Origin of the sequence: Micromonospora sp. WMMD967, assembly GCF_029626165.1 — a bacterium.
GTDB classification, from domain to species: domain Bacteria; phylum Actinomycetota; class Actinomycetes; order Mycobacteriales; family Micromonosporaceae; genus Micromonospora; species Micromonospora taraxaci.
This window is the reverse complement of sequence record NZ_JARUBK010000001.1, coordinates 1413106-1431100: the sequence shown is the minus strand read 5'-3', so window position 1 is coordinate 1431100 and position 17995 is coordinate 1413106. Positions and strand designations below refer to the sequence as shown.

The following is a 17995-nucleotide window of genomic DNA, read 5'->3' as shown; positions in this document are numbered from 1 at the left end:
GACGCGAAGCGCCCCGCTGCTGAGCTGGCTGGTTCGCTCGCTCACAGGTGAGCCACCCCGTCCGGCACCTCGTAGAAGGTGGGATGGCGATAGACCTTGTCGGCGGCCGGGTCGAAGAAGGCGTCCTTCTCGTCCGGGCTGGACGCGGTGATCGCGCTGGCCGGCACCACCCAGATCGAGACACCCTCCTGGCGGCGGGTGTAGAGGTCCCGGGCGTTACGCAGGGCCAGCTCGGCGTCGGGGGCGTGCAGGCTGCCGACGTGGGTGTGCGACAGCCCGCGTCGGGCCCGCACGAAGACTTCCCACAGAGGCGAATGACTCGTCACGCCGGATTGCTCGGTTCGCTCACTACGCTCGCTCACGCGGCCGTCTCCTTGTGTCCCGCCCGCTTCGCGGCGTACGCCGCGGCGGCCTCGCGTACCCATGCGCCGTCGGCGTGCGCGGCCCGGCGGTGGGCGATCCGTTCCCGGTTGCACGGCCCGTCGCCGGAGATGACCCGCATCAGCTCGTCGTAGTCCGGCTGGGTGTAGTCGTACGCCTGCCGCTCCTCGTTCCACCGCAGGTCCGCGTCGGGGATGCGGAGCCCGAGGATCTCGGCCTGCTGTACGCACATGTCGACGAAACGCTGCCGCAGGTCGTCGTTGGAGAAACGCTTGATCTTCCAGGCCATCGACTGGGCGGAGTGGGTGGAGTCGCCGTCCGGCGGGCCGAACATGGCCAGCGACGGGTACCACCAGCGGTCCACCGCGTCCTGGGCCATCGCCTGCTGCCCCGGGGTGCCGTGCGCCAGGGTGTGCAGGATCTCGTAGCCCTGCCGCTGGTGGAAGGACTCCTCCTTGCAGACCCGGATCATCGCGCGGGCGTACGGGCCGTACGAGCAGCGGCACAGCGGCACCTGGTTGACGATCGCCGCGCCGTCCACCAGCCACCCGATCGCGCCCACGTCGGCCCAGCTCAGAGTGGGGTAGTTGAAGATCGAACTGTATTTCTGCCTACCGTCGAGCAGCAGCCGGACCAACTCGTCGCGGCTGATGCCGAGGGTCTCGGCCGCGGCGTAGAGGTAGAGGCCGTGGCCTGCCTCGTCCTGCACCTTGGCCAGCAGGATGGCCTTGCGCTTGAGCGACGGGGCGCGGCTGATCCAGTTGCCCTCCGGCTGCATTCCGATGATCTCGGAGTGGGCATGCTGGGCGATCTGCCGGATCAACGTCCGCCGGTACGCGTCGGGCATCCAGTCCCGGGGCTCGATCTTCTGCTCCGCGTCGACGACCTCGGCGAAGTACGCGGCGAGGTCGTCGTCGGGGGTGGGGCTGCCGCGACGACCGCGTGCCGCCGCGGCGCGCAGGTCGGCCTCGGCGGCCTCGACCTCGCCCAGCAGGCCGCTGCCGGGCCCCTCGTCCGGGGTGCCGTCCGGGACGGAGAAGTCGTTGCCATACATGAGGCTAAGTGTTACAGCTAGCACCACGATGCGCCAGGGGGTGTAACAGGAATCCGAGGGTCCCATCCGTAACGGAATGGACGCTTTACGTCACCTCGCCCTGCTGATTGCGCCGTGACTTAGGCCACGGAACAAAGATGAATCCCCGCAATAAGCGCATAGCGGTCCCATATCCCGCCTTTATCGCAGGTTGCCTAGTGTCGAGACCTGGCGCGTCCGGCAACCGGACGTAGACTTTCGCCGTCACACCGATCGGCTTCAGACGATTGCCGCGAACGACAGAGGCCACCTCCCCCGGCCTCGGTGATCAGCCGATCCCCAGACAACAGCCGGTCCCCCCGGCCCTGACACCTGGAGCTCACCCACTCATGCGATCCCGCGTGACCATGGTGCTCGCCATAGCGGCGGTCCTGCTCGGCGGCGTCCTCCTGGTCCCCGCCGCGTACGCCCGGCTCTCCGACGGCGACAGCGGCGGAGGCGGAGGCGGCGCCGCCTCGACCGTCGCCGCGCCCGCGCCCGCCCCACCGCCGCCGCCCACGCTGGCGGCCGGCCCGGTGTCGGTGAGCTTCAAGGGTGACTTCTTCTCCTGGGCACTGCTGGACCGGGGGACGGGCAAGATCTCCGGGTCACCGAACATGGCGGCTACCAGCTCCACCGAGTCGATGATCAAAGCGTGGATCGTCTCCGACTACCTGCGGCAGCTCGGCGACAAGGAGCCGACGGCAGCGCTGAAGGAGGCGGCCCGGGTCGCCATCATCGACAGCAACGACACCGCGGCGAACAAGGTCTACGCCGCCGCGGGTGGCTCCTACCGTGTGCTGCCGAACGGGCAGATCGGTCCGGTGATGCAGCGAGCCATCAAGATCTGCGGGCTGACCGACACGAAGCGCGGCAACGTCCCGAAGTACGAGGGCTGGTGGAGCTTCACCCGGATGTCGCCCCGTGACGCGGTCCGGGTCGGCGACTGCATCGCCGACGGTCGGGCTGCCGGCCCGAAGTGGACCAAGTGGGTGCTGGACCAGATGGCCAAGGTCAGAGGCACCACCGCGACGAAGGATCAACGGCCCACCTCGGGCGGTGGGCGCTGGGGCATCATCGACGGCCTCCCCAAATCGATCACCGCTCAGGGCCCGGTCGGCATCAAGAACGGCTGGACCCCGATCAACTACGACGGCAACTGGCACGTCAACTGCCTGGCCGTCAACGACAAGTGGAGCCTCGCGGTGATGCTGCGTTACCCGATCAGGAGCGGTCTCGACTACGGCGCGAAGGTCTGCGCGAGCGTGGCCACCCAGTTGGTCACCCCGCAGCCCGGTGCCGCGCTCAAGGTGCCGCAGCAGCCGGTCGGGAAGCTCTGATGGCCGGCAATCGTCGGTCCGGTCGGCGTCCGGGCGCTGACGCGTCCCCACTTCGGCTGGTCGCCATCGCGGTCATCCTGATCGGGCTGGTACTGGTCTCGCTGCGGCTGCTGCCCGGGTCGCCGTTCGAGTCCGCCGCCGCCGCCAAGTGGGGCGACGCCGGCACGTCGACCAGCGACCGGTCCACGGGTTCGGCCACCGACCGCAGCGCCCGCCAGCCGGCCCCACCGTCACCGAGCCCCAGCCCCTCGCTGGAGCCGCTGCCGTTCGTGGCCAAGAACCTCGACCTGGACATCCAGGGTTGGTATTCCTGGAGCGTGCTGGACCGGCGGACCGGGCAGATCATCGGTTCCAAGAACATGGGCGAGACCAGCACGACCGCCTCGTTGATCAAGTCTTGGATCGTCGCCGACTACCTACGACGGACAGCCGACGCCGGGCAGACGCCGAGCGACGCGAAGCTCGCCGACGCGACGCGGATCATCCGCGACAGCGACAACACCAGGGCCGAGCAGTTCTACAACCAGGTCGGCCGGGACGCCTCGATCAAGCGGCTGATCTCCATGTGCAAGCTGACCGACAGTAGCGTCGCCCCCGACAAGGGCTGGTCCCGGACGGCACTTTCCCCCCGGGACACCGCCCGGCTGGGCAACTGCATCGCCACCGGCACCGCCGCCGGGCCGAAGTGGACCAAGTGGCTGCTCAACGAGATGAAGCTGGTGCGCGGCGCCGGTGACTTCGGCATCCGCAAGGCCTTCCCGGCCGCCGAGCAGAAGCAGATCGCCATCAAGAACGGGTGGATCGACCGGACCAAGGAGCAGGAGATGCACATCAACTGCCTGGCGATCGGCGACACCTGGACGATGGGCGTGATGGTCAGGTATCCGATCGACCTGGGCTACGACTACGGCATGAAGAACTGCGAAAAGATCACCGAGGCGCTGTTGCGCCCCGGCGTCTGAACCGCGCTCCCCGTCGCGCCGCCCGACCAGACTGCTGGTCGGGCGGTTCGCGTTCCGGCCCCGGCTTGTCGGTCAGCCGGCGAAGAACTCCGGGCCGCCGTCGGGTAGCGCCGGGGCCTCGCCGATCGCGGTGGCCCGCCGGGCCCACTCCCGCAGGCCGGCGACCTGACGGTCACCGAGCGAGAAGTCCAGGGCCCGGAAGTACGTGGCAAGCGTCGCCGCGTCGAACGCCTCCCAGCGGGCCGCCGCCTCGGCGACCTGGTCCAACTCGGCCAGGCAGAGGTCCCGCGAACGCAGGAACGCCTCGTGCACCTCCTTGACCATGCCCGGGTGGGCGGCGGCGAAGTCGCGGCGGACCGCCCAGACCGCGAAGACCATCGGCAGCCCCGTCCACTCCCGCCACGCCTGCCCGAGGTCGGTGACGGTGAGGCCGCGCTGCGGCGCCTCGTAGTACGCCCGCAGCGCCACGTCCCCGATCAGCACCGCGGCGTCGGCCTCCAGCAGCATCTGGGTCAGGTCCGGCGGGCAGCGGAAGTAGTCGGGTCGGACGCCGTACTGCTCGGCGAGCAGCAGCTGAGCCGTCATCACCCCGGTCCGCGAGGTCGAGCCGAGCGCCACCCGAGCGCCGTCCAGCTCGCCCAGGGGTCGGGTGGAGACCATGTTGACCGAGAGCACCGGCCCGTCACTGCCCACCGCGAGATCCGGCAGGAGCAGCAGCTCGTCGGCGTGCCGCAGGTACTCCAGCAGCGTGATCGGGCCGATGTCGAGGTCACCGGCGACCAGCGCCGCGCTCAGCCGGTCCGGCGAATCCTTGTGCAGGTCGACGTCGAGCAGGGCTCCGGAGCGCATCAGACCCCAGTAGATCGGCAGGCAGTTCAGGAACTGGATGTGCCCGACCCGCGGGCGTGCGATGCGCTCAGCCATGACCCGACCGTATCCCCGGCCTCCGGTTCCGGCTCGGCGGGCCGGCTCGGAGTGGCCAACCCCGCACCATCGAGTCGTCCGTCGACCTCGCCCGACGACGGCCGTCGTACCGCGCGGGCGACGACCGGCACGAAGGCCAACACCACCAGGAGGCCGGCCAGGCCCGCTCCGGCGATCAGTGGGCGGGGCGAAACGGCCGTGAGCAGCGCACCGCCGACCAGGTAGCCGGCCATCGAGCCGCCCTGCACCGCAGCGCCGTAGCTGGCGTACGCCCGACCGCGCATCGCCTCCGGCACCCGGCGGGTGGTGAGCAGGTTGGCGAAGACGTTCTCGCCGCCGTTCGCCGCGCCGGCGACCAGCCAGAGCGGCACCAGCAGGCCGGCCGTCGGCACCCCAGCGGCGAGCAGCACCAGCAGGCTGCACACGGCCAGACTCGCCAACACCCCACGGATCAGGGCCGCGTCGTCGTCGAACCGGCGGGCGAGTCGTGCGGCGAGCCAGCTACCGGGCAGCATGCCGGCCATCCAGGCCGCGCCCACCAGGCCGTAGGTGGTCGCCGAACCGTCCAGCCTCGACCTGTTCGGCTGTCGCGCGGCTTCACCAGAGTCCTGCCGCGTGCGCGACGTGGGCCGCCGCATGAATGGGCGGGCGGGCAGCGCGGGCAGCGCGGGCAGCGCGGGCAGCGCGGGCAGCGCGGGCAGCGGCACCAGTCAAGTTGAGCTGGCCTCGGATGCGCAATGCGGGGGCATTTCTGCAACCCGGTCTACTGACGGCGCCCGTCACGCCCGACCGTCACGCCCGCTGCGGGCCCTGCCGCCTTGCCAGCCTCCGACGACTCGACGATGCATGGGCCCAGCATTGATCAACACGGATAAAAAATGTCGTACGCATGTTCTATTCTCTCTTCATGTTGAGGGCGTTGGCGCAGGCGGACGATGCCGTCGACGACTGCGCCCAAGCATCACTCTGGGCGCTCTCCGACAGCGAGTTACTCGCTTCTCTCGACAGGGCGCACGTGTTGGCGCAGCGGCTTGCCGCCGTCCAGCTCGGCCTGGTGCGTGAGTTGGACAGCCGCGGTCTGGCAACAGCGCAGGGCGCCTCGTCCACCGCCACGTGGCTGCGGGAGCGGCTCCGCCTCACCGGCCGTTCCGCGCGCCAACTGGTCCAGCTCGCCAGCACCATCGACGCCGCGCCACCGGCAGTGCGCGACGCGCTCTTCAGCGGCGCGATGTCCGTCGAGCAGGGTCGGGTGGTGGCGGAAACCATCGCCGCGCTCCCACTGAAGGCCGGCCCGGAGGTGGCGGACAAGGCCACCCAACTGCTGGTCGACTGGGCCGACCGCTTCGATCCGACCGTCCTGAGCCGGCTCGGGGAGCGCGTCCTCACGCATGTCGCACCGGCCTTGGCCGACGAGGCTGAGCTGGCCGCCCTCAAGCGGGCCACCGAGCGCGCCGAGGCCCGCCGGCACGTCACGCTCTCCGAACAGCAAAACGGGGAGGTACGCCTCAGCGGCAACCTCGACACCGAAACCGCGAGCCTGCTGCGAGAAGCGATCGATCCGCTCTGCGCTCCGGCCGGTGAACACGACGACCGCAGCCCCTGGTCAGCGGCGAGCGGACGCACTGGGCGAGGTCTGCCGGCTCGCGCTACGCACCGGCGAACTGCCGGACAACGGCGGCGACCGGCCGCAACTCGTGGTAACCGTTTCGTTGGACGAGCTGGTCAACGGCGTACGCGCCGGCACCCTGGAGACCGGCGAACCTCTCACGCCCGGTGCGATCCGGCGTCTCGCCTGCGACGCTGGCGTGCTGCCCGCGGTGCTGGGCGGCAACAGTCAGGTCCTGGACGTCGGACGCCAGCGTCGCCTCTTCAACGGCCCGTTGCGCCGCGCGCTGGTGCTGCGCGACGGCGGTTGTGCCTTCCCTGGCTGTGATCGGCCGTCCCGATGGTGCGATGGTCACCACGTGCGGCACTGGGCCGACGGTGGTGAGACAGCACTGGGCAACGCCGTGCTGCTCTGCGGCTACCATCACCGGCTGATTCATCGCGGAGACTGGACGACCCGCATCGCGCCAGACGGCCGACCTGACTTCCTTCCGCCCAGCTGGCTCGACCCGCTGCGCACGCCACGACGCAACGTCTACCACCGGCGCTGCTGATACCGGCCGCCACCGCCACCGGGCACCGGGCACCGGGCACCGGGCACCGGGCACACTCCCCGATCCCGCTCCCCGGGGTCACCAGCGCACCAACGCGCCCATGCCCCCGGTCGCGCGTCCGTACAGCCCTTGCCTCCGCTGCTCGGGGCGTCTGGCTGCTGGTGGTGATCCCGGCCCATGCCACCGCGTCGGCGCGGCCCCGCCCGAACCCGACCCGCCCGCCGAGGCGTCCGCACCCATCCGCAGGCCCATCCGCGCAGGCCAGCTGCCCGCCCGCGCCCGTCCACGCACGCCCACCCGCGCCCGCCCATCCACGCACGCCTGCCAGCCGCCCGCCACAACCGTGCACACGCAGCCCACAAACTCCGAGCGCACCACGCACACCACCGCACCCGGCACCCCCGCACCCGGCACCCCCGCACCGCTGCACGCGGCGACACGCCATCTCGTATGGGTGGTCGGTTGGGTAATTCGGTGGAAGGAACCGCAGCGGGAGCGTAGGGTTGCAGGCCGCTTGACGGCCGAGGTGAGCTGCACCGGAACGGACGTCTTCGCGCCGGGAGGCCGGCCATCCGCCCCCGGACACGCGAGCGCGCAGCAGATGTGAACGATGGGACGTCAGCATGCCCGCACTTGACCTCGACACCCACCTCGACACGGATCTGTCCGCCGAACGCGCTCACCTCGCAACCTCGCGGGCTGCGCTACGCCGGATGCGGGAACGGGCGGAGGCTCTCTTCGCCAGCGGCGACCAGGTTGCCGGCGATGCCTACGCGGCCGAGACGCTCGGACGGACCCTGGCTCGCCGGGTGGCCGAGCTGGCGGACGACCCCACCACACCACTCTTCTTCGGTCGCCTCGACTTCGCGGGAACGGTGAGTCCCGAGGCCACCGACGCCACAGCCACCCAGGCAACCGGCAGCGCAACCACCGGCGGGGCGACCACCAGCAACACGGCCCCCAGCAACACGGCCACCAGCGACACGACCGACGGCACCGCAACCACCAGCGCCACAACCGCCGGCACCACGACCGACGGCAACACGACCGCCGACGCAACCAGCGCCAACGGCGATCATGACGGCCGCCGGTACCACGTGGGCCGACGGCATGTCACCGACGAGCGCGGCGAGCCGTTGGTGCTGGACTGGCGTGCGCCGGTCTCCCGGTCGTTCTACCGGGCCAGCGCGCGGGATCCGCAGGGGGTGGCGGTTCGGCGGCGGTTCGGGTTCAGCAACGGAGTGCTGACCAGCTTCGAGGATGAGCGGCTGGATCGGGGCGAGGAGCTCGGTACTACCAGTCGGATCCTCACCGCCGAGATCGAGCGACCGCGCGTCGGCCCGATGCGGGACATCGTCGCCACCATCCAGCCGGAGCAGGACGAACTGGTTCGGGCCGACCTGGCCGACTCGATCTGTGTGCAGGGCGCGCCGGGCACCGGGAAGACGGCTGTCGGGCTGCACCGGGCCGCGTACCTGCTCTATCTGCACCGGGAGCGGTTGCGGCGGGCGGGAGTGCTGATCGTCGGGCCGAACCGGGCGTTCCTGTCGTACATCGCGGCTGTGCTGCCGGCGCTCGGCGAGGTCGAGGTCGAGCAGGCCACAGTGGAGGAGCTGATCTCCCGGGTGCCGGTGCGGGCGGTCGAGGCGCCGGCGGTCGCCGCGCTGAAGCACGACGTACGCATGGCCAGCGTGCTACAGCGTGCGGTGCGGGCGCAGATCGGTACACCGACCGAGTCGATCACCGTGTCGGACGGTTCGTTCCGGTGGCGGATCGGGTTGGAGCCGTTGCACCGGATCGTCGAGGAGACCCGCCGGGAAGGGCTGCCGTACAGCACCGGCCGGGAACGGGTTCGGGCCCGGGTAGTGAGCCTGCTACAACGCCAGGCCGAGGCCCGCCGGGCCGAGTCGCCGAGTGATGCCTGGTTGCGGCGGATGGGCCGTTGCCGGCCGGTCACCGACTTCCTGGACGCGGTGTGGCCGGCGCTCACCCCGGAAGGGCTGGTGCACGGCCTGCTCTCCGACCCGGCACGACTCGCCGCGGCGGCGGACGGGCTGCTCGACGACACCGAGCAGGCCCTGCTCCGGTGGGAGAAGCCGGCGCGGACCCCGAAGGCGACCCGTTGGACGGCCGCCGACACGGTGTTGATCGACGAGGCGACCGGACTGCTCGAACGGCCCTCCGGGTTCGGACACGTGGTGGTGGACGAAGCACAGGACCTCTCTCCCATGCAGTGTCGGGCCATTGCCCGCCGCAGCGAGCACGGCTCGATCACCCTCCTCGGTGACCTCGCCCAAGGCACCGCGCCGTGGGCGGCCACGGACTGGAAGGAATCGCTCGCCCATCTCGGCAAACCGGACGCTGTGGTGGTCCCGTTGACGATCGGCTTCCGGGTGCCCGCCGCGGTGGTCGCGTTCGCGAACCTGCTCCTACCGGCGCTCGCTGTGGACGTACCCGCCGCTGAGTCGCTGCGGCACGACGGCGGTCTGGCCGTGCGTACCGTGACCGACCTGATCTCGGCGACGGTGGCGGAGGTGCGCGCGGCGCTCGACCACGACGGCTCGGTGGGGGTGATCGCGGCGGACGACGCTGTCGACGGACTGCGCGCGGCGCTGGCCGATGCCGGCGTGGAGACCGCGACCGCCGACGACGTGTCGGCCGCGGAGCGGGTCACCGTGGTGCCCGCGACGCTGGTCAAGGGCCTGGAGTACGACCACGTGGTGGTGGTCGAGCCGGCCACGATCGTCGCGGCCGAACCGCGCGGGCTGCACCGGCTGTACGTGGTGCTGACCCGTGCGGTGTCCCGGTTGGCGGTGCTGCACCACGAGCCGCTGCCCGCGCCGCTGTCGACCGCGCAGCACTGACCACGGCGCAGCACCGACCGCGGCGCAGCACTGACCAGGCGCACGGACCCGGCGGGCAGGACTGACCACCGCGTGAGACTGACCGCCGCGCAGGACTGAGCAGCACACGGGACTGAGCAGCACACGGGACTGAGCAGCACGCAACGCAGCACCGACCCGGCGGGCAGCACCGACCCCGGTGGGCAGCACCGACCCGGCGGGCAATCGATGCGGGCCGGTGCGCCGGCGGGGTCAGCGGTCGGTGAGGGCTGCGGCGATGTCGCGCAGTGGCTTGCCGGGCTCGGCGATGGGCACGATGAACGCCAACCAAGAGCCGTCGGTGAACTCGATTCGGAGCCGCTTGGGGTTGAGCCGGTGCCAGCCCACCCGGGCACTGGCCACTGCGGCTCGGGGCGCCGACCAGACCACCCGGGTCTCGGCTGCCGCCTTTGCGTCGTCGGCCTGGCTGGACCAGAGCTTCATCGGCCCGGAGGCGCACACCAGCAGCCGCCGGTCGGTGACGGCGAGGATGGTGTCCTCGGTCGTGGTCGCCGGGGGCACCGGACGTCGGGCGTGTTGCAGGGCGGACGCGGCCGAACCCGGCCCACCCCGACCAGCGACACCGTAGAAGACCCGGTCGACGAGCCGGTCCCCCGCCGAAAAGGAGATCAGCGGCGAGATCAGGTTGAGCAGCACGCTGGAGACGACACCACCACGACCGCTACCGGACGACTCCGGGCTCTCGGGAGCTGGCATCTCTGCCGGCCGGGCACCCTGGGCGATCTCGGTCTTCGCGAAGGCGAGCACACGTTCGCCCGGCTCGACGAGCTGGCTCAGACGTTCCTGGTAGCTCACGGGCTCAGTACCAATCAGGACGGTCGTCGGGCAGCTGGCTGCCGGCGGCGGGCCGGCGTGCCTCGGCCGGTCGGTCGCCGCCGGGAGCGTCGGCCATCACGCCTCCACCGCCGGGAGCGTCGGCCATCACCTCACCGACCAGTTCGCGGACCCGGGCGGCGGCTGCCTCCTGGGCGCGTTTGGCGGCGGCGGTGAACTCCTCGGCGAGGGTGTACGAGTCGAGGCGCATCGCCCGGGCGTTCACCTCGGTCGAGACGATCGTGCCGTCCGCCGCGGCGGTGACCCGGACCAGGCCGGAGTCGCTCATGCCCTCCGCGCTGCTGTCTTCCAGCTCGGTCATCTTGCCGGCCAGCTCGCGCTGCCAGCTGTCCAGGTTGCGGGCCAACGCCTCGATGCGGTCCAGACCAGGAAAGGTCATGTCGGTCCCCTCAGGTCAGGATGGAGTCGAAGACATTCTGCACGCCCTTGGTGTAGGGGCCCAGGTCCTCGCGGTACGTGCCGTCCACCAGGTAGTTGCGGTCCTTCGTGCCGTCGGAGATGTCGTGCATGCCGACGCCGGTGTCGAGAAGGGCGCCACCGAGGCCGGGGATGTTGACCGGAGACGCCTGGTTGATCAGGAACTTGCCCGGGAAGAGAGTCTTGAACTTCTCGATCTGGAACGCCCTGGCCTCGGCCGTCCACCCGGACTTGTTCCACGCCCGGTACGCCTTCTTCGCCTTGCGGATCTCCAGGACCGCGCGACGGTACTTCATCAGCAGCTCGGCGACCTTCTGCATCTTGGCGGCCAGCTTCGTCAGGATCTCGGCGAACCGAGCGACGATCTTGACCATCCGACCGACGGTGGTGGCGAGTCGCGCCAGCACCCGGACCACAGTCGCCGCGAGCGAGATGCCGGCGCTCAGCGCCGCCGCCACCGCCGCGATGATCACCTCGGTGAGGAACCAGAGCAGGAACTCGAGGATCAGCTCGACCAGCAGGTTGAACGCGTCGACCGCGGCGTTGGCGGCGTCGACCAGCACCTCCTTGGTGCCGTCCAACCCCTTCGCCAGTTCCTCGATGGCCTCCTCCACCGACTCCATCGAGGCGTGGAAGCTCTCGGCGGCGTCACCCGACCAGGCGCCCCGTAGGCGAGCCCGGTGCTGGATCTGTTCGCCGGCGATCTCGCGCACCGCCGCGCCGGTGTCGAGGCAGAGCTGAGCGGCGCGCATCAGGTCGTCGGGCTCGCCCGCGACGAGTTCGAGGAGTTGCTCGAACGGCCAGAGCACCGCGTTGGACAGCGGCTTGAACGGGTCGGGGGTGCCGGACACGATCTGCTCGAAGTAGGTCTTGTTCCGCGTCAACGCCGCGGTGCTCATGCCGGCACCGACCCGGTGGTGCCGCCGGGGGACGAGGTGCCCGGCGACCAGGGGCCGGGCGCCAGAGGGCCGGGTGCGATGACGTCGGGCGCGGCCGGGCGACCGGGCACGAACATGTCGGTGTTGGCCACGTCGGTGCCGGTGTAGGCGCCAGCTGTGTCGTCGAGCCCTTCGGCGATGTCCGCCATCACCTCGGCACCGTCGGCCAGCCCTTGCAGGCACGCCTCGAACTGCTCGGCGTACGCCGCCGCGAGGCTGAACGACGCCGGCATCACCCCGAACGCGTGTCGCGGCACGTGCCCTTCGCCGAACGAGCGGTGCAGCTCGCGAAAGCGCGCCGCCCGGTCGGTGGACGCCTTGGCGAACGCCGTCAGCGCCTCCGGCTGGACCTCCAGCTCTCTGCTCGGGCTCGACACGGACCCTCCCCTGTGTCCTGTGCGGCGGATCAGCCGCCACGACTCCCCACCATAGGCACTGCTCGCCGCAATCGGTGACCCCGCCCGTGACGTCGGGGTCACCGAGGCTGGACTTTGTACCGTAAACTAGTTTGCGTGGACCTAGACGACGATCTCCCACCCACCGACGCGGCGGCGGCCCTGCGGCTGATCCAGGACCAGCGATCCGCGACAGCGCGTCGACTCGACCCCGACGTCCGCCTGCTCTACTGGCCCTGGGGAGTCGCCTGGTTGGTCGGCTTCGGGCTCTTCTTCCTGCGGTTCTCCCCCGGCGGGAAAGAGTTGCTTCCGCTGCCGAGCTGGCTGCCGCTGACCGTTCTCTTCGCACTGCTCCTGGCTGCGGCGGCGGTCCAGGCGGTGGTCAGCGTCCGGGCCTACGGCCAGGTGAGCGGAGAGTCCGCACGGCGTGGTCGCTGGTACGGGTGCGCCTGGGCCCTCGGTCCGGTGAGCGTCTACGCGGGGCTCGGCCAGGTCTCCGAGCACCTGCCGCACGACCTGGCGGCGCTGCTCTGGTCGGCGACGGCAGTCGGGCTGACCGGCGCGTTGCACATGGCCGGCGGGGCGATCTGGCTGGACCGGGACCTGTTCCGGCTGGGCGTCTGGATCAGTGTGATCAACCTGGTCGGCGTGTTCGCCGGGCCCGGCTGGCACGCACTCGTCGTGTCGGTGGCCGGCGGCGGCGGAATGCTGGTGGTCGGCGCGCTGGCCCGGCGGCAACAGCGACAGCGACAGCAGCCGTGACCGAACTGGACCCGGTCATCCACGCCCAGGCCCGACTGCGGGTGGTGGCCAGCCTCTCCGCTCTCAACGTCGGCGACAAGATCGCGTTCCCACGCCTGCAGGATCTGCTCGGGATGACCGCCGGCAACCTCTCGGTGCACCTGCGCAAGCTCGAGGACGCCGGCTATGTGGAGGTCACCAAAACCCATCGTGGACGCACCCCGGCAACCCTGGTCGGGCTCAGCCGACGAGGCCGGCTGGCGTTCGAGGAGTACACCGAAGCGATCCGCGCCCTGCTCGACCCCATCCCGTCGAAGGAGCAGCCATGACCCTCGCCCGAGCCGACCAGGCCAGCCGCCGGTACGGCGACGTCCTCGCCCTCGACCGCGTCGACCTCGACGTCCGGGCCGGTGAGCTGGTCGGCCTCCTCGGGCCGAACGGCGCCGGCAAGAGCACCCTGATGAACCTGCTCGTCGGCCTGCGTCGCCCCAGCTCGGGGCGGGTCGAACTGTTCGGTGGCGACCCCCGCGACCCGGCGAGCCGGCGACACGTCGGGGTCACCCCACAGGAGACCGGCCTGCCGGGCACGCTGCGTGTCGGCGAGGTCGTCGACTTCGTCTCCGCGCACTACCCGGACCCGGTGCCCCGCGGCGAGCTGCTCGACCGGTTCGGCCTGGGCGACCTCCTCCGACGGCAGACCGGTGGGCTCTCCGGGGGGCAGCGCCGTCGACTGGCGGTGGCGTTGGCGTTCGTCGGCCGCCCCCGGTTGGTGCTCCTCGACGAGCCGACAACCGGCCTGGACGTGGCCGCCCGGCACACCCTGTGGGAAGCGATCCGCGCGTTCCACTCCGACGGCGGCACCGTGCTGCTGAGCAGCCACTACCTGGAGGAGGTGGAGGCGCTGGCCCACCGGGTGGTGGTGATCGGGCAGGGTCGGGTGCTCGCCGACGACACTGTGGACGCGGTACGCGGCATCGTCGGCGTACGCCGGGTCAGCCTCGTCGCCGACCACCTGCCCGACCTGCCCGGGATCGTGCGCACCGAACGGATCGACGGCCGGCTCCACCTGCTCACCACCGACGCCGACGAACTGGTCCGAGCACTCGTCAGGGCCGGAACGGACTTCACCGACCTGGAGGTACGACCGACCTCGCTGGAGGAGGCGTTCCTCGCCATCACGAACGGGGACGGGTCCACCCCGGAGCAGAGCACCGCGCAGGACCGACCCGCCACCGCCGAGGACCGACCCGCCACCGCCGTTCCCGGCGGCCGACCCACCACCGTCTGAGGAGGCCGCCGTGCAGCTCGCCCTGGTCCACGCCCGATACCAACTCCTGGAGATCATCCGGATTCCGGTGGCGATCGTCGGGAGCGCCTTCTTCCCGGCCGCCGCCATGATCTTCTTCGTGGTGCCGTTCGCCGGTGACGACTCGGTCGGCGCCACCCTCGCCACCGCGTCGATGGTCACCTTCTCGGTGATGAGCGCCAACATCTTCCAGTACGGCGTCGGCGTCGCCGAGGACCGTGACCTGCCGTGGAACCCGTACACCCGGACCCTGCCGGCCGGCCCGGCACCCCGGTTCGCGGGCCGCGTCCTGGCCGGCCTGGCACTGACGTACCTCTCGCTGATCCCGGTCGTCGTGATCGGCGCGACGCTGACCGCGGCCGAGGCCACCCCGTCGGCGTTTCTGCTGGCCATCGGCACCGTGGCCGTGATCTCGGTGCCGTTCACGCTGATGGGCCTGGCCATCGGCTACTCGCTGCCGAGCAAGGCGGCGATCGTCGTCGCGCAGATCGTCTTCCTGCCCCTCGCGTTCGGCGGCGGGCTGCTGTCCGCGCCGGGCGACGCGCCCGGGTTCATCGAGACGATCGCCCCGTTCCTGCCCACCCGGGGCGCGGCAGAGCTGATGTGGGCGGCGGTCAGTGACTACCGCGTTCAACCAATGGCGCTGTTCATGCTCGGTGTCTGGGTGGTGCTGCTCGCCACGCTCGCCGGCTGGGCGTACCGACGGGACGAGGGTCGCCGGTTCAGCTGACGATTCGTCCGTTTCCGCCCCGAGCCGCGGCGGGACGGTGCCAGGATTCCCGCAGGGGGCCGTCGTGGTCGCCCCTGGGTGAGAGGGGTCCTGACGTGAGCACCGTCCCGCCGGGTACGCCCTGCTGGGCCGACCTGGCCACCCCGGACCTGGACGACGCGCGGCGCTTCTACCCGGAGCTGTTCGGTTGGACCGGTCGGGTGACACCGGAACCCGAGGCGGGTGGCTACACGGTCTTCCTGCTCGACGGGAAGCCGGTCGCCGGGGCCGGGCCGCCGGCGATCCCCGACCAGGTGCCGATCTGGTCGACGTACGTCGCCACCGACGACGCGGAGCTGGTCGCCGGCCGGGTCGAGCGGGCCGGCGGGCAGGTCGTGGTGCCACCGTTCGAGGTGTTCGACCGCGGCTGGATGGCCGTGTTCGCCGATCCGTCCGGCGCCACCTTCAGCGTCTGGCAGCCGCTGACGATGAGCGGTGCCGAGGTGTTCAACGTGCCGGGCGCGATGAGCTGGAACGAACTGGTCACGCCCGACCCGGAGGGCGCGAAGGTCTTCTACGAGCTGGTGTTCGGCTGGCAGCCGGACGACCAGGCGGTGGGCCCGATGACGTACACCGGCTGGCGGCTCGGGACCCAGATCGTCGCCGGGATGATGCCACCGCTGGCCGACGACTTCCCGGCCGATCTGCCCGCGTACTGGACCGTGTACTTCGCGGTGACCGACGCGGACGCCGCCGCGGCCCGCGCCGCCGAGCTGGGCGGGACGATCCTGGTCCCGCCCCGCGACATCCCGGCGGGGCGGTTCGCCGCGCTACGCGACCCCCAGGGTGCCCTCTTCTCCGTCATCGACCTGGGCCCCTGACCCGCGAGCCCCGAGCGGGTTGGAGCGGGTGGGACGGACGGGGACCACCAGGGGGCCGTGGGTGCCGGGGACCACCCGGACGCTGGCCCGGTAGTGGGTGGCGAGCAGGTGCTCGGTCAGCACGTCGGCGGGGGTCCCGGCGGCCACCACCTGACCGCTGGCGAGCATCACCATGCGGTCGGCGTACTCGCCGGCCAGGGAGAGGTCGTGCATCGTGGCGAGGACGGTCAGGCCGTGCTCACGACGTAGCTGGTCGACGACTTCCAGGACCTCCTGCTGGTGACCGATGTCGAGCGCGCTGGTCGGCTCGTCGAGCAGCAGCAGCGTCGCGCCCTGGGCGAGCGCCCGGGCGAGGAACACCCGCTGCCGTTCGCCGCCGGAGAGGGTGGCCAGCTCGCGGTGGTGGAAGCCGGTGAGGTCCAGCCGCCCGAGCACCTCGTGGACGGCGTCCAGGTCGGCGGTCGACTCCCGCCCCAGCGTCGGGATGTACGGGGTGCGGCCGAGCAGCACGTAGTCCAGCACCGACATGCCGGCCGGCACCACCGGGGACTGTGCCACGGTGGCCACCACCCGGGCGCGGTCCCGGCGGCGCAGCGCCGTGCTCGGCGTACCGAAGAGGGTGATCGCCCCCGGCGCGGGGAGCAGGCCGCCGACGGCGCGCAACAGTGTCGACTTGCCGGCGCCGTTCGGACCGATCACGGTGACCCACTCGCCGGCGGCGACGGTGAGGTCGACGCCGGTCAGGATCGGCGTGCCGCCGAGGCCGACGTGCAGGCCACGGACCTCGACGGCCGGCACGTCGCCGGAAGCACCGGCAGCGGACGAGCCGGAGACAGACGCGCCGGCAGCGGACGCGCCGGGAACAGACGCGCCGGCAGCGGACGCGCCGGGAGCAGACGCGCTTGCGGCGGACGCGCCGGGAACGGGCTCGCGGCTCACGTGAGCACCCGCCGGGCGGTGCGGAGCACGATCACGAAGAACGGGCCGCCCAGCAGGGCGGTCACCACGCCGATCGGCACCTCGGCCGGAGCGGCGGCGGTGCGGGCCACCACGTCTGTCAGGGCCAGGAACGCACCGCCGAACAGCAGTGACAACGGCAGGATCACCCGGTAGCTCGACCCGGCTAGCAGCCGGACGGTGTGCGGCACGATGATGCCGACGAAGCCGATCAGGCCGGTGGCGGAGACCGCCGCCGCGGTGCCCAGGGACGCGGCGGCGATCAACAGGTAGCGGGTGCGCTGCGGGTGCAGGCCCAGACTCTTCGCCTCGTCGTCACCCACCGCGAGGACGTCCAGCTCGCGGCGGTGCAGCAGCACGACGACAGTGGTCAGCGCGGCGTACGGCAGCACCAGCAGCACGTCGTGCCAACCGGCGGTGGCGAGCCGACCCAGCAGCCAGGAGTAGACCGGCTGGATGCTGTCGGCGTGCTTCTGCAGCAGGTACGTCTGCCCGGCGGAGAGGAACGCGGAGACCGCCACCCCGGCCAGGATCAGCATCGCCGGTGACTGGCTGCGCCCGCCGCCCGCGCCGAGCGCGTAGGTCATCGCGACGGCGAGCAGCGAACCGGCGAACGCGGCCAACGGAATGGTCATCGGCAGCCCGGAGATCGCGCCCTCCCGGCCGGCGCCGCCGAGGGCGATCACCGCGGTGACCGCGAGGCCGGCGCCGGCGGCCACCCCCAGGAGGTACGGGTCGGCGAGCGGGTTGCGGAAGACGCCCTGGTAGCAGCCGCCGGCGAGGGCGAGCAGACCCCCGACGAGCAGGGCCAGCACCACCCTGGGCAGCCGCAGCTCGGTGACGATCGCGATCTCCCGCTCGGAGAGCCCGCTGTCGAGGTGCACACCCGGGATCAGGTTGAGCAGCTCGGCGGCGACGCTGCCGGCGGGCAGGCTGACCGGGCCGAGGGACACCCCGGCGACGAGCGCGACGAGCACCGCGAACACGCCGGCGACCAGCCAACGCTTGCGCAGCCCGGCGGGCCGGGCCACCGGTGGTGACCCGGCGGACCGGGCCACCGACAGCGGCTTGGTCAC

General features: G+C 71.5%; 20 protein-coding genes. 9 read left to right on the top strand and 11 right to left on the bottom strand.

All coding sequences use genetic code 11. From position 1 onward, the window contains the following. Positions 1-41 precede the first annotated feature (41 nt). Together paaB and paaA are read right to left on the bottom strand one after the other, a co-directional pair. Complete coding sequence (gene paaB / locus O7631_RS06850; protein WP_278143498.1) at positions 42-362, bottom strand: 1,2-phenylacetyl-CoA epoxidase subunit PaaB; 321 nt, start codon at positions 360-362, stop codon at positions 42-44. Further along, positions 359-1435, bottom strand: coding sequence for a 1,2-phenylacetyl-CoA epoxidase subunit PaaA (paaA, locus tag O7631_RS06845; protein WP_278143497.1), 1077 nt, complete (start codon positions 1433-1435; stop codon positions 359-361). The genes paaB and paaA overlap by 4 nt, the downstream gene beginning before the upstream one ends. Before the next feature lie 368 nt (positions 1436-1803). Between paaA and O7631_RS06840 the strand changes: the two genes are divergently transcribed. Further along, the gene (locus O7631_RS06840) at positions 1804-2793 is read left to right on the top strand and encodes a hypothetical protein (protein WP_278143496.1); all 990 of its coding nucleotides are present in this window, start codon (positions 1804-1806) and stop codon (positions 2791-2793) included. Then, the gene (locus tag O7631_RS06835) at positions 2793-3755 is read left to right on the top strand and encodes a hypothetical protein (protein WP_278143495.1); all 963 of its coding nucleotides are present in this window, start codon (positions 2793-2795) and stop codon (positions 3753-3755) included. The genes O7631_RS06840 and O7631_RS06835 overlap by 1 nt, the downstream gene beginning before the upstream one ends. Positions 3756-3827: 72 nt before the next feature. Here O7631_RS06835 and O7631_RS06830 read toward each other — a convergent pair whose 3' ends face one another. The 3 genes from O7631_RS06830 to O7631_RS33260 form a co-directional block, all read right to left on the bottom strand. Next, entirely contained in the window at positions 3828-4679 is an 852-nt protein-coding gene (locus tag O7631_RS06830) for a menaquinone biosynthesis protein (protein WP_269681517.1), read from the bottom strand. Then, on the bottom strand, positions 4631-5386 hold the full coding sequence (locus tag O7631_RS06825; RefSeq protein WP_278143494.1) for an MFS transporter: 756 nt from the start codon (positions 5384-5386) through the stop codon (positions 4631-4633). Before O7631_RS06825 ends, O7631_RS06830 begins: the two co-directional genes overlap by 49 nt. 281 nt (positions 5387-5667) lie before the next feature. Further along, entirely contained in the window at positions 5668-6264 is a 597-nt protein-coding gene (locus O7631_RS33260) for a hypothetical protein (protein WP_347403496.1), read from the bottom strand. On the opposite strand from O7631_RS33260, the gene O7631_RS33255 reads away from it, so the two are divergent. Together O7631_RS33255 and O7631_RS06815 are read left to right on the top strand one after the other, a co-directional pair. Continuing rightward, positions 6257-6838, top strand: a complete 582-nt coding sequence (locus tag O7631_RS33255) for a DUF222 domain-containing protein (protein ID WP_347403495.1) — start codon at positions 6257-6259, stop codon at positions 6836-6838. The two genes, O7631_RS33260 and O7631_RS33255, sit on opposite strands and share 8 nt — an antisense overlap. Positions 6839-7461: 623 nt before the next feature. Beyond that, positions 7462-9702 (top strand): AAA family ATPase, encoded by a 2241-nt coding sequence (locus tag O7631_RS06815; RefSeq protein WP_278143493.1) that lies wholly within the window; start codon positions 7462-7464, stop codon positions 9700-9702. A 231-nt stretch (positions 9703-9933) separates the two neighbouring features. Here O7631_RS06815 and O7631_RS06810 read toward each other — a convergent pair whose 3' ends face one another. Genes O7631_RS06810 through O7631_RS06795 form a run of 4 tightly spaced genes read right to left on the bottom strand, consistent with a single transcriptional unit; the run spans position 9934 to position 12307 of the window. Further along, complete coding sequence (locus O7631_RS06810; RefSeq protein ID WP_278143492.1) at positions 9934-10536, bottom strand: hypothetical protein; 603 nt, start codon at positions 10534-10536, stop codon at positions 9934-9936. A 4-nt stretch (positions 10537-10540) separates the two neighbouring features. After that, on the bottom strand, positions 10541-10954 hold the full coding sequence (locus O7631_RS06805; protein WP_278143491.1) for a YbaB/EbfC family nucleoid-associated protein: 414 nt from the start codon (positions 10952-10954) through the stop codon (positions 10541-10543). A gap of 10 nt (positions 10955-10964) precedes the next feature. Further along, positions 10965-11891, bottom strand: a complete 927-nt coding sequence (locus O7631_RS06800) for a WXG100 family type VII secretion target (protein WP_278143490.1) — start codon at positions 11889-11891, stop codon at positions 10965-10967. Next, positions 11888-12307, bottom strand: coding sequence for a type VII secretion target (locus tag O7631_RS06795; RefSeq protein WP_278143489.1), 420 nt, complete (start codon positions 12305-12307; stop codon positions 11888-11890). The genes O7631_RS06800 and O7631_RS06795 overlap by 4 nt, the downstream gene beginning before the upstream one ends. 135 nt (positions 12308-12442) lie before the next feature. Here O7631_RS06795 and O7631_RS06790 point away from each other — a divergent pair, with 135 nt between their 5' ends. From O7631_RS06790 to O7631_RS06770, 5 genes are all read left to right on the top strand, one after another. Continuing rightward, positions 12443-13087, top strand: coding sequence for a transporter (locus tag O7631_RS06790; protein WP_278143488.1), 645 nt, complete (start codon positions 12443-12445; stop codon positions 13085-13087). After that, positions 13084-13395, top strand: a complete 312-nt coding sequence (locus tag O7631_RS06785) for a transcriptional regulator (RefSeq protein ID WP_278143487.1) — start codon at positions 13084-13086, stop codon at positions 13393-13395. The genes O7631_RS06790 and O7631_RS06785 overlap by 4 nt, the downstream gene beginning before the upstream one ends. Then, positions 13392-14354: an ABC transporter ATP-binding protein gene (locus O7631_RS06780; RefSeq protein WP_278143486.1), complete on the top strand. Its 963-nt coding sequence runs from the start codon at positions 13392-13394 to the stop codon at positions 14352-14354. Before O7631_RS06785 ends, O7631_RS06780 begins: the two co-directional genes overlap by 4 nt. 10 nt (positions 14355-14364) lie before the next feature. Beyond that, positions 14365-15102, top strand: coding sequence for an ABC transporter permease (locus tag O7631_RS06775; RefSeq protein WP_278143485.1), 738 nt, complete (start codon positions 14365-14367; stop codon positions 15100-15102). A 95-nt stretch (positions 15103-15197) separates the two neighbouring features. Further along, positions 15198-15962 carry a VOC family protein gene (locus tag O7631_RS06770; protein ID WP_145785895.1) on the top strand — a complete coding sequence of 255 codons (765 nt, stop codon included), beginning with the start codon at positions 15198-15200 and terminating at the stop codon, positions 15960-15962. Here O7631_RS06770 and O7631_RS06765 read toward each other — a convergent pair. Together O7631_RS06765 and O7631_RS06760 are read right to left on the bottom strand one after the other, a co-directional pair. Next, positions 15912-16760 (bottom strand): ABC transporter ATP-binding protein, encoded by an 849-nt coding sequence (locus tag O7631_RS06765; protein ID WP_278147864.1) that lies wholly within the window; start codon positions 16758-16760, stop codon positions 15912-15914. The two genes, O7631_RS06770 and O7631_RS06765, sit on opposite strands and share 51 nt — an antisense overlap. A 137-nt stretch (positions 16761-16897) precedes the next feature. Beyond that, positions 16898-17995 (bottom strand): iron ABC transporter permease, encoded by a 1098-nt coding sequence (locus tag O7631_RS06760; protein ID WP_278143484.1) that lies wholly within the window; start codon positions 17993-17995, stop codon positions 16898-16900.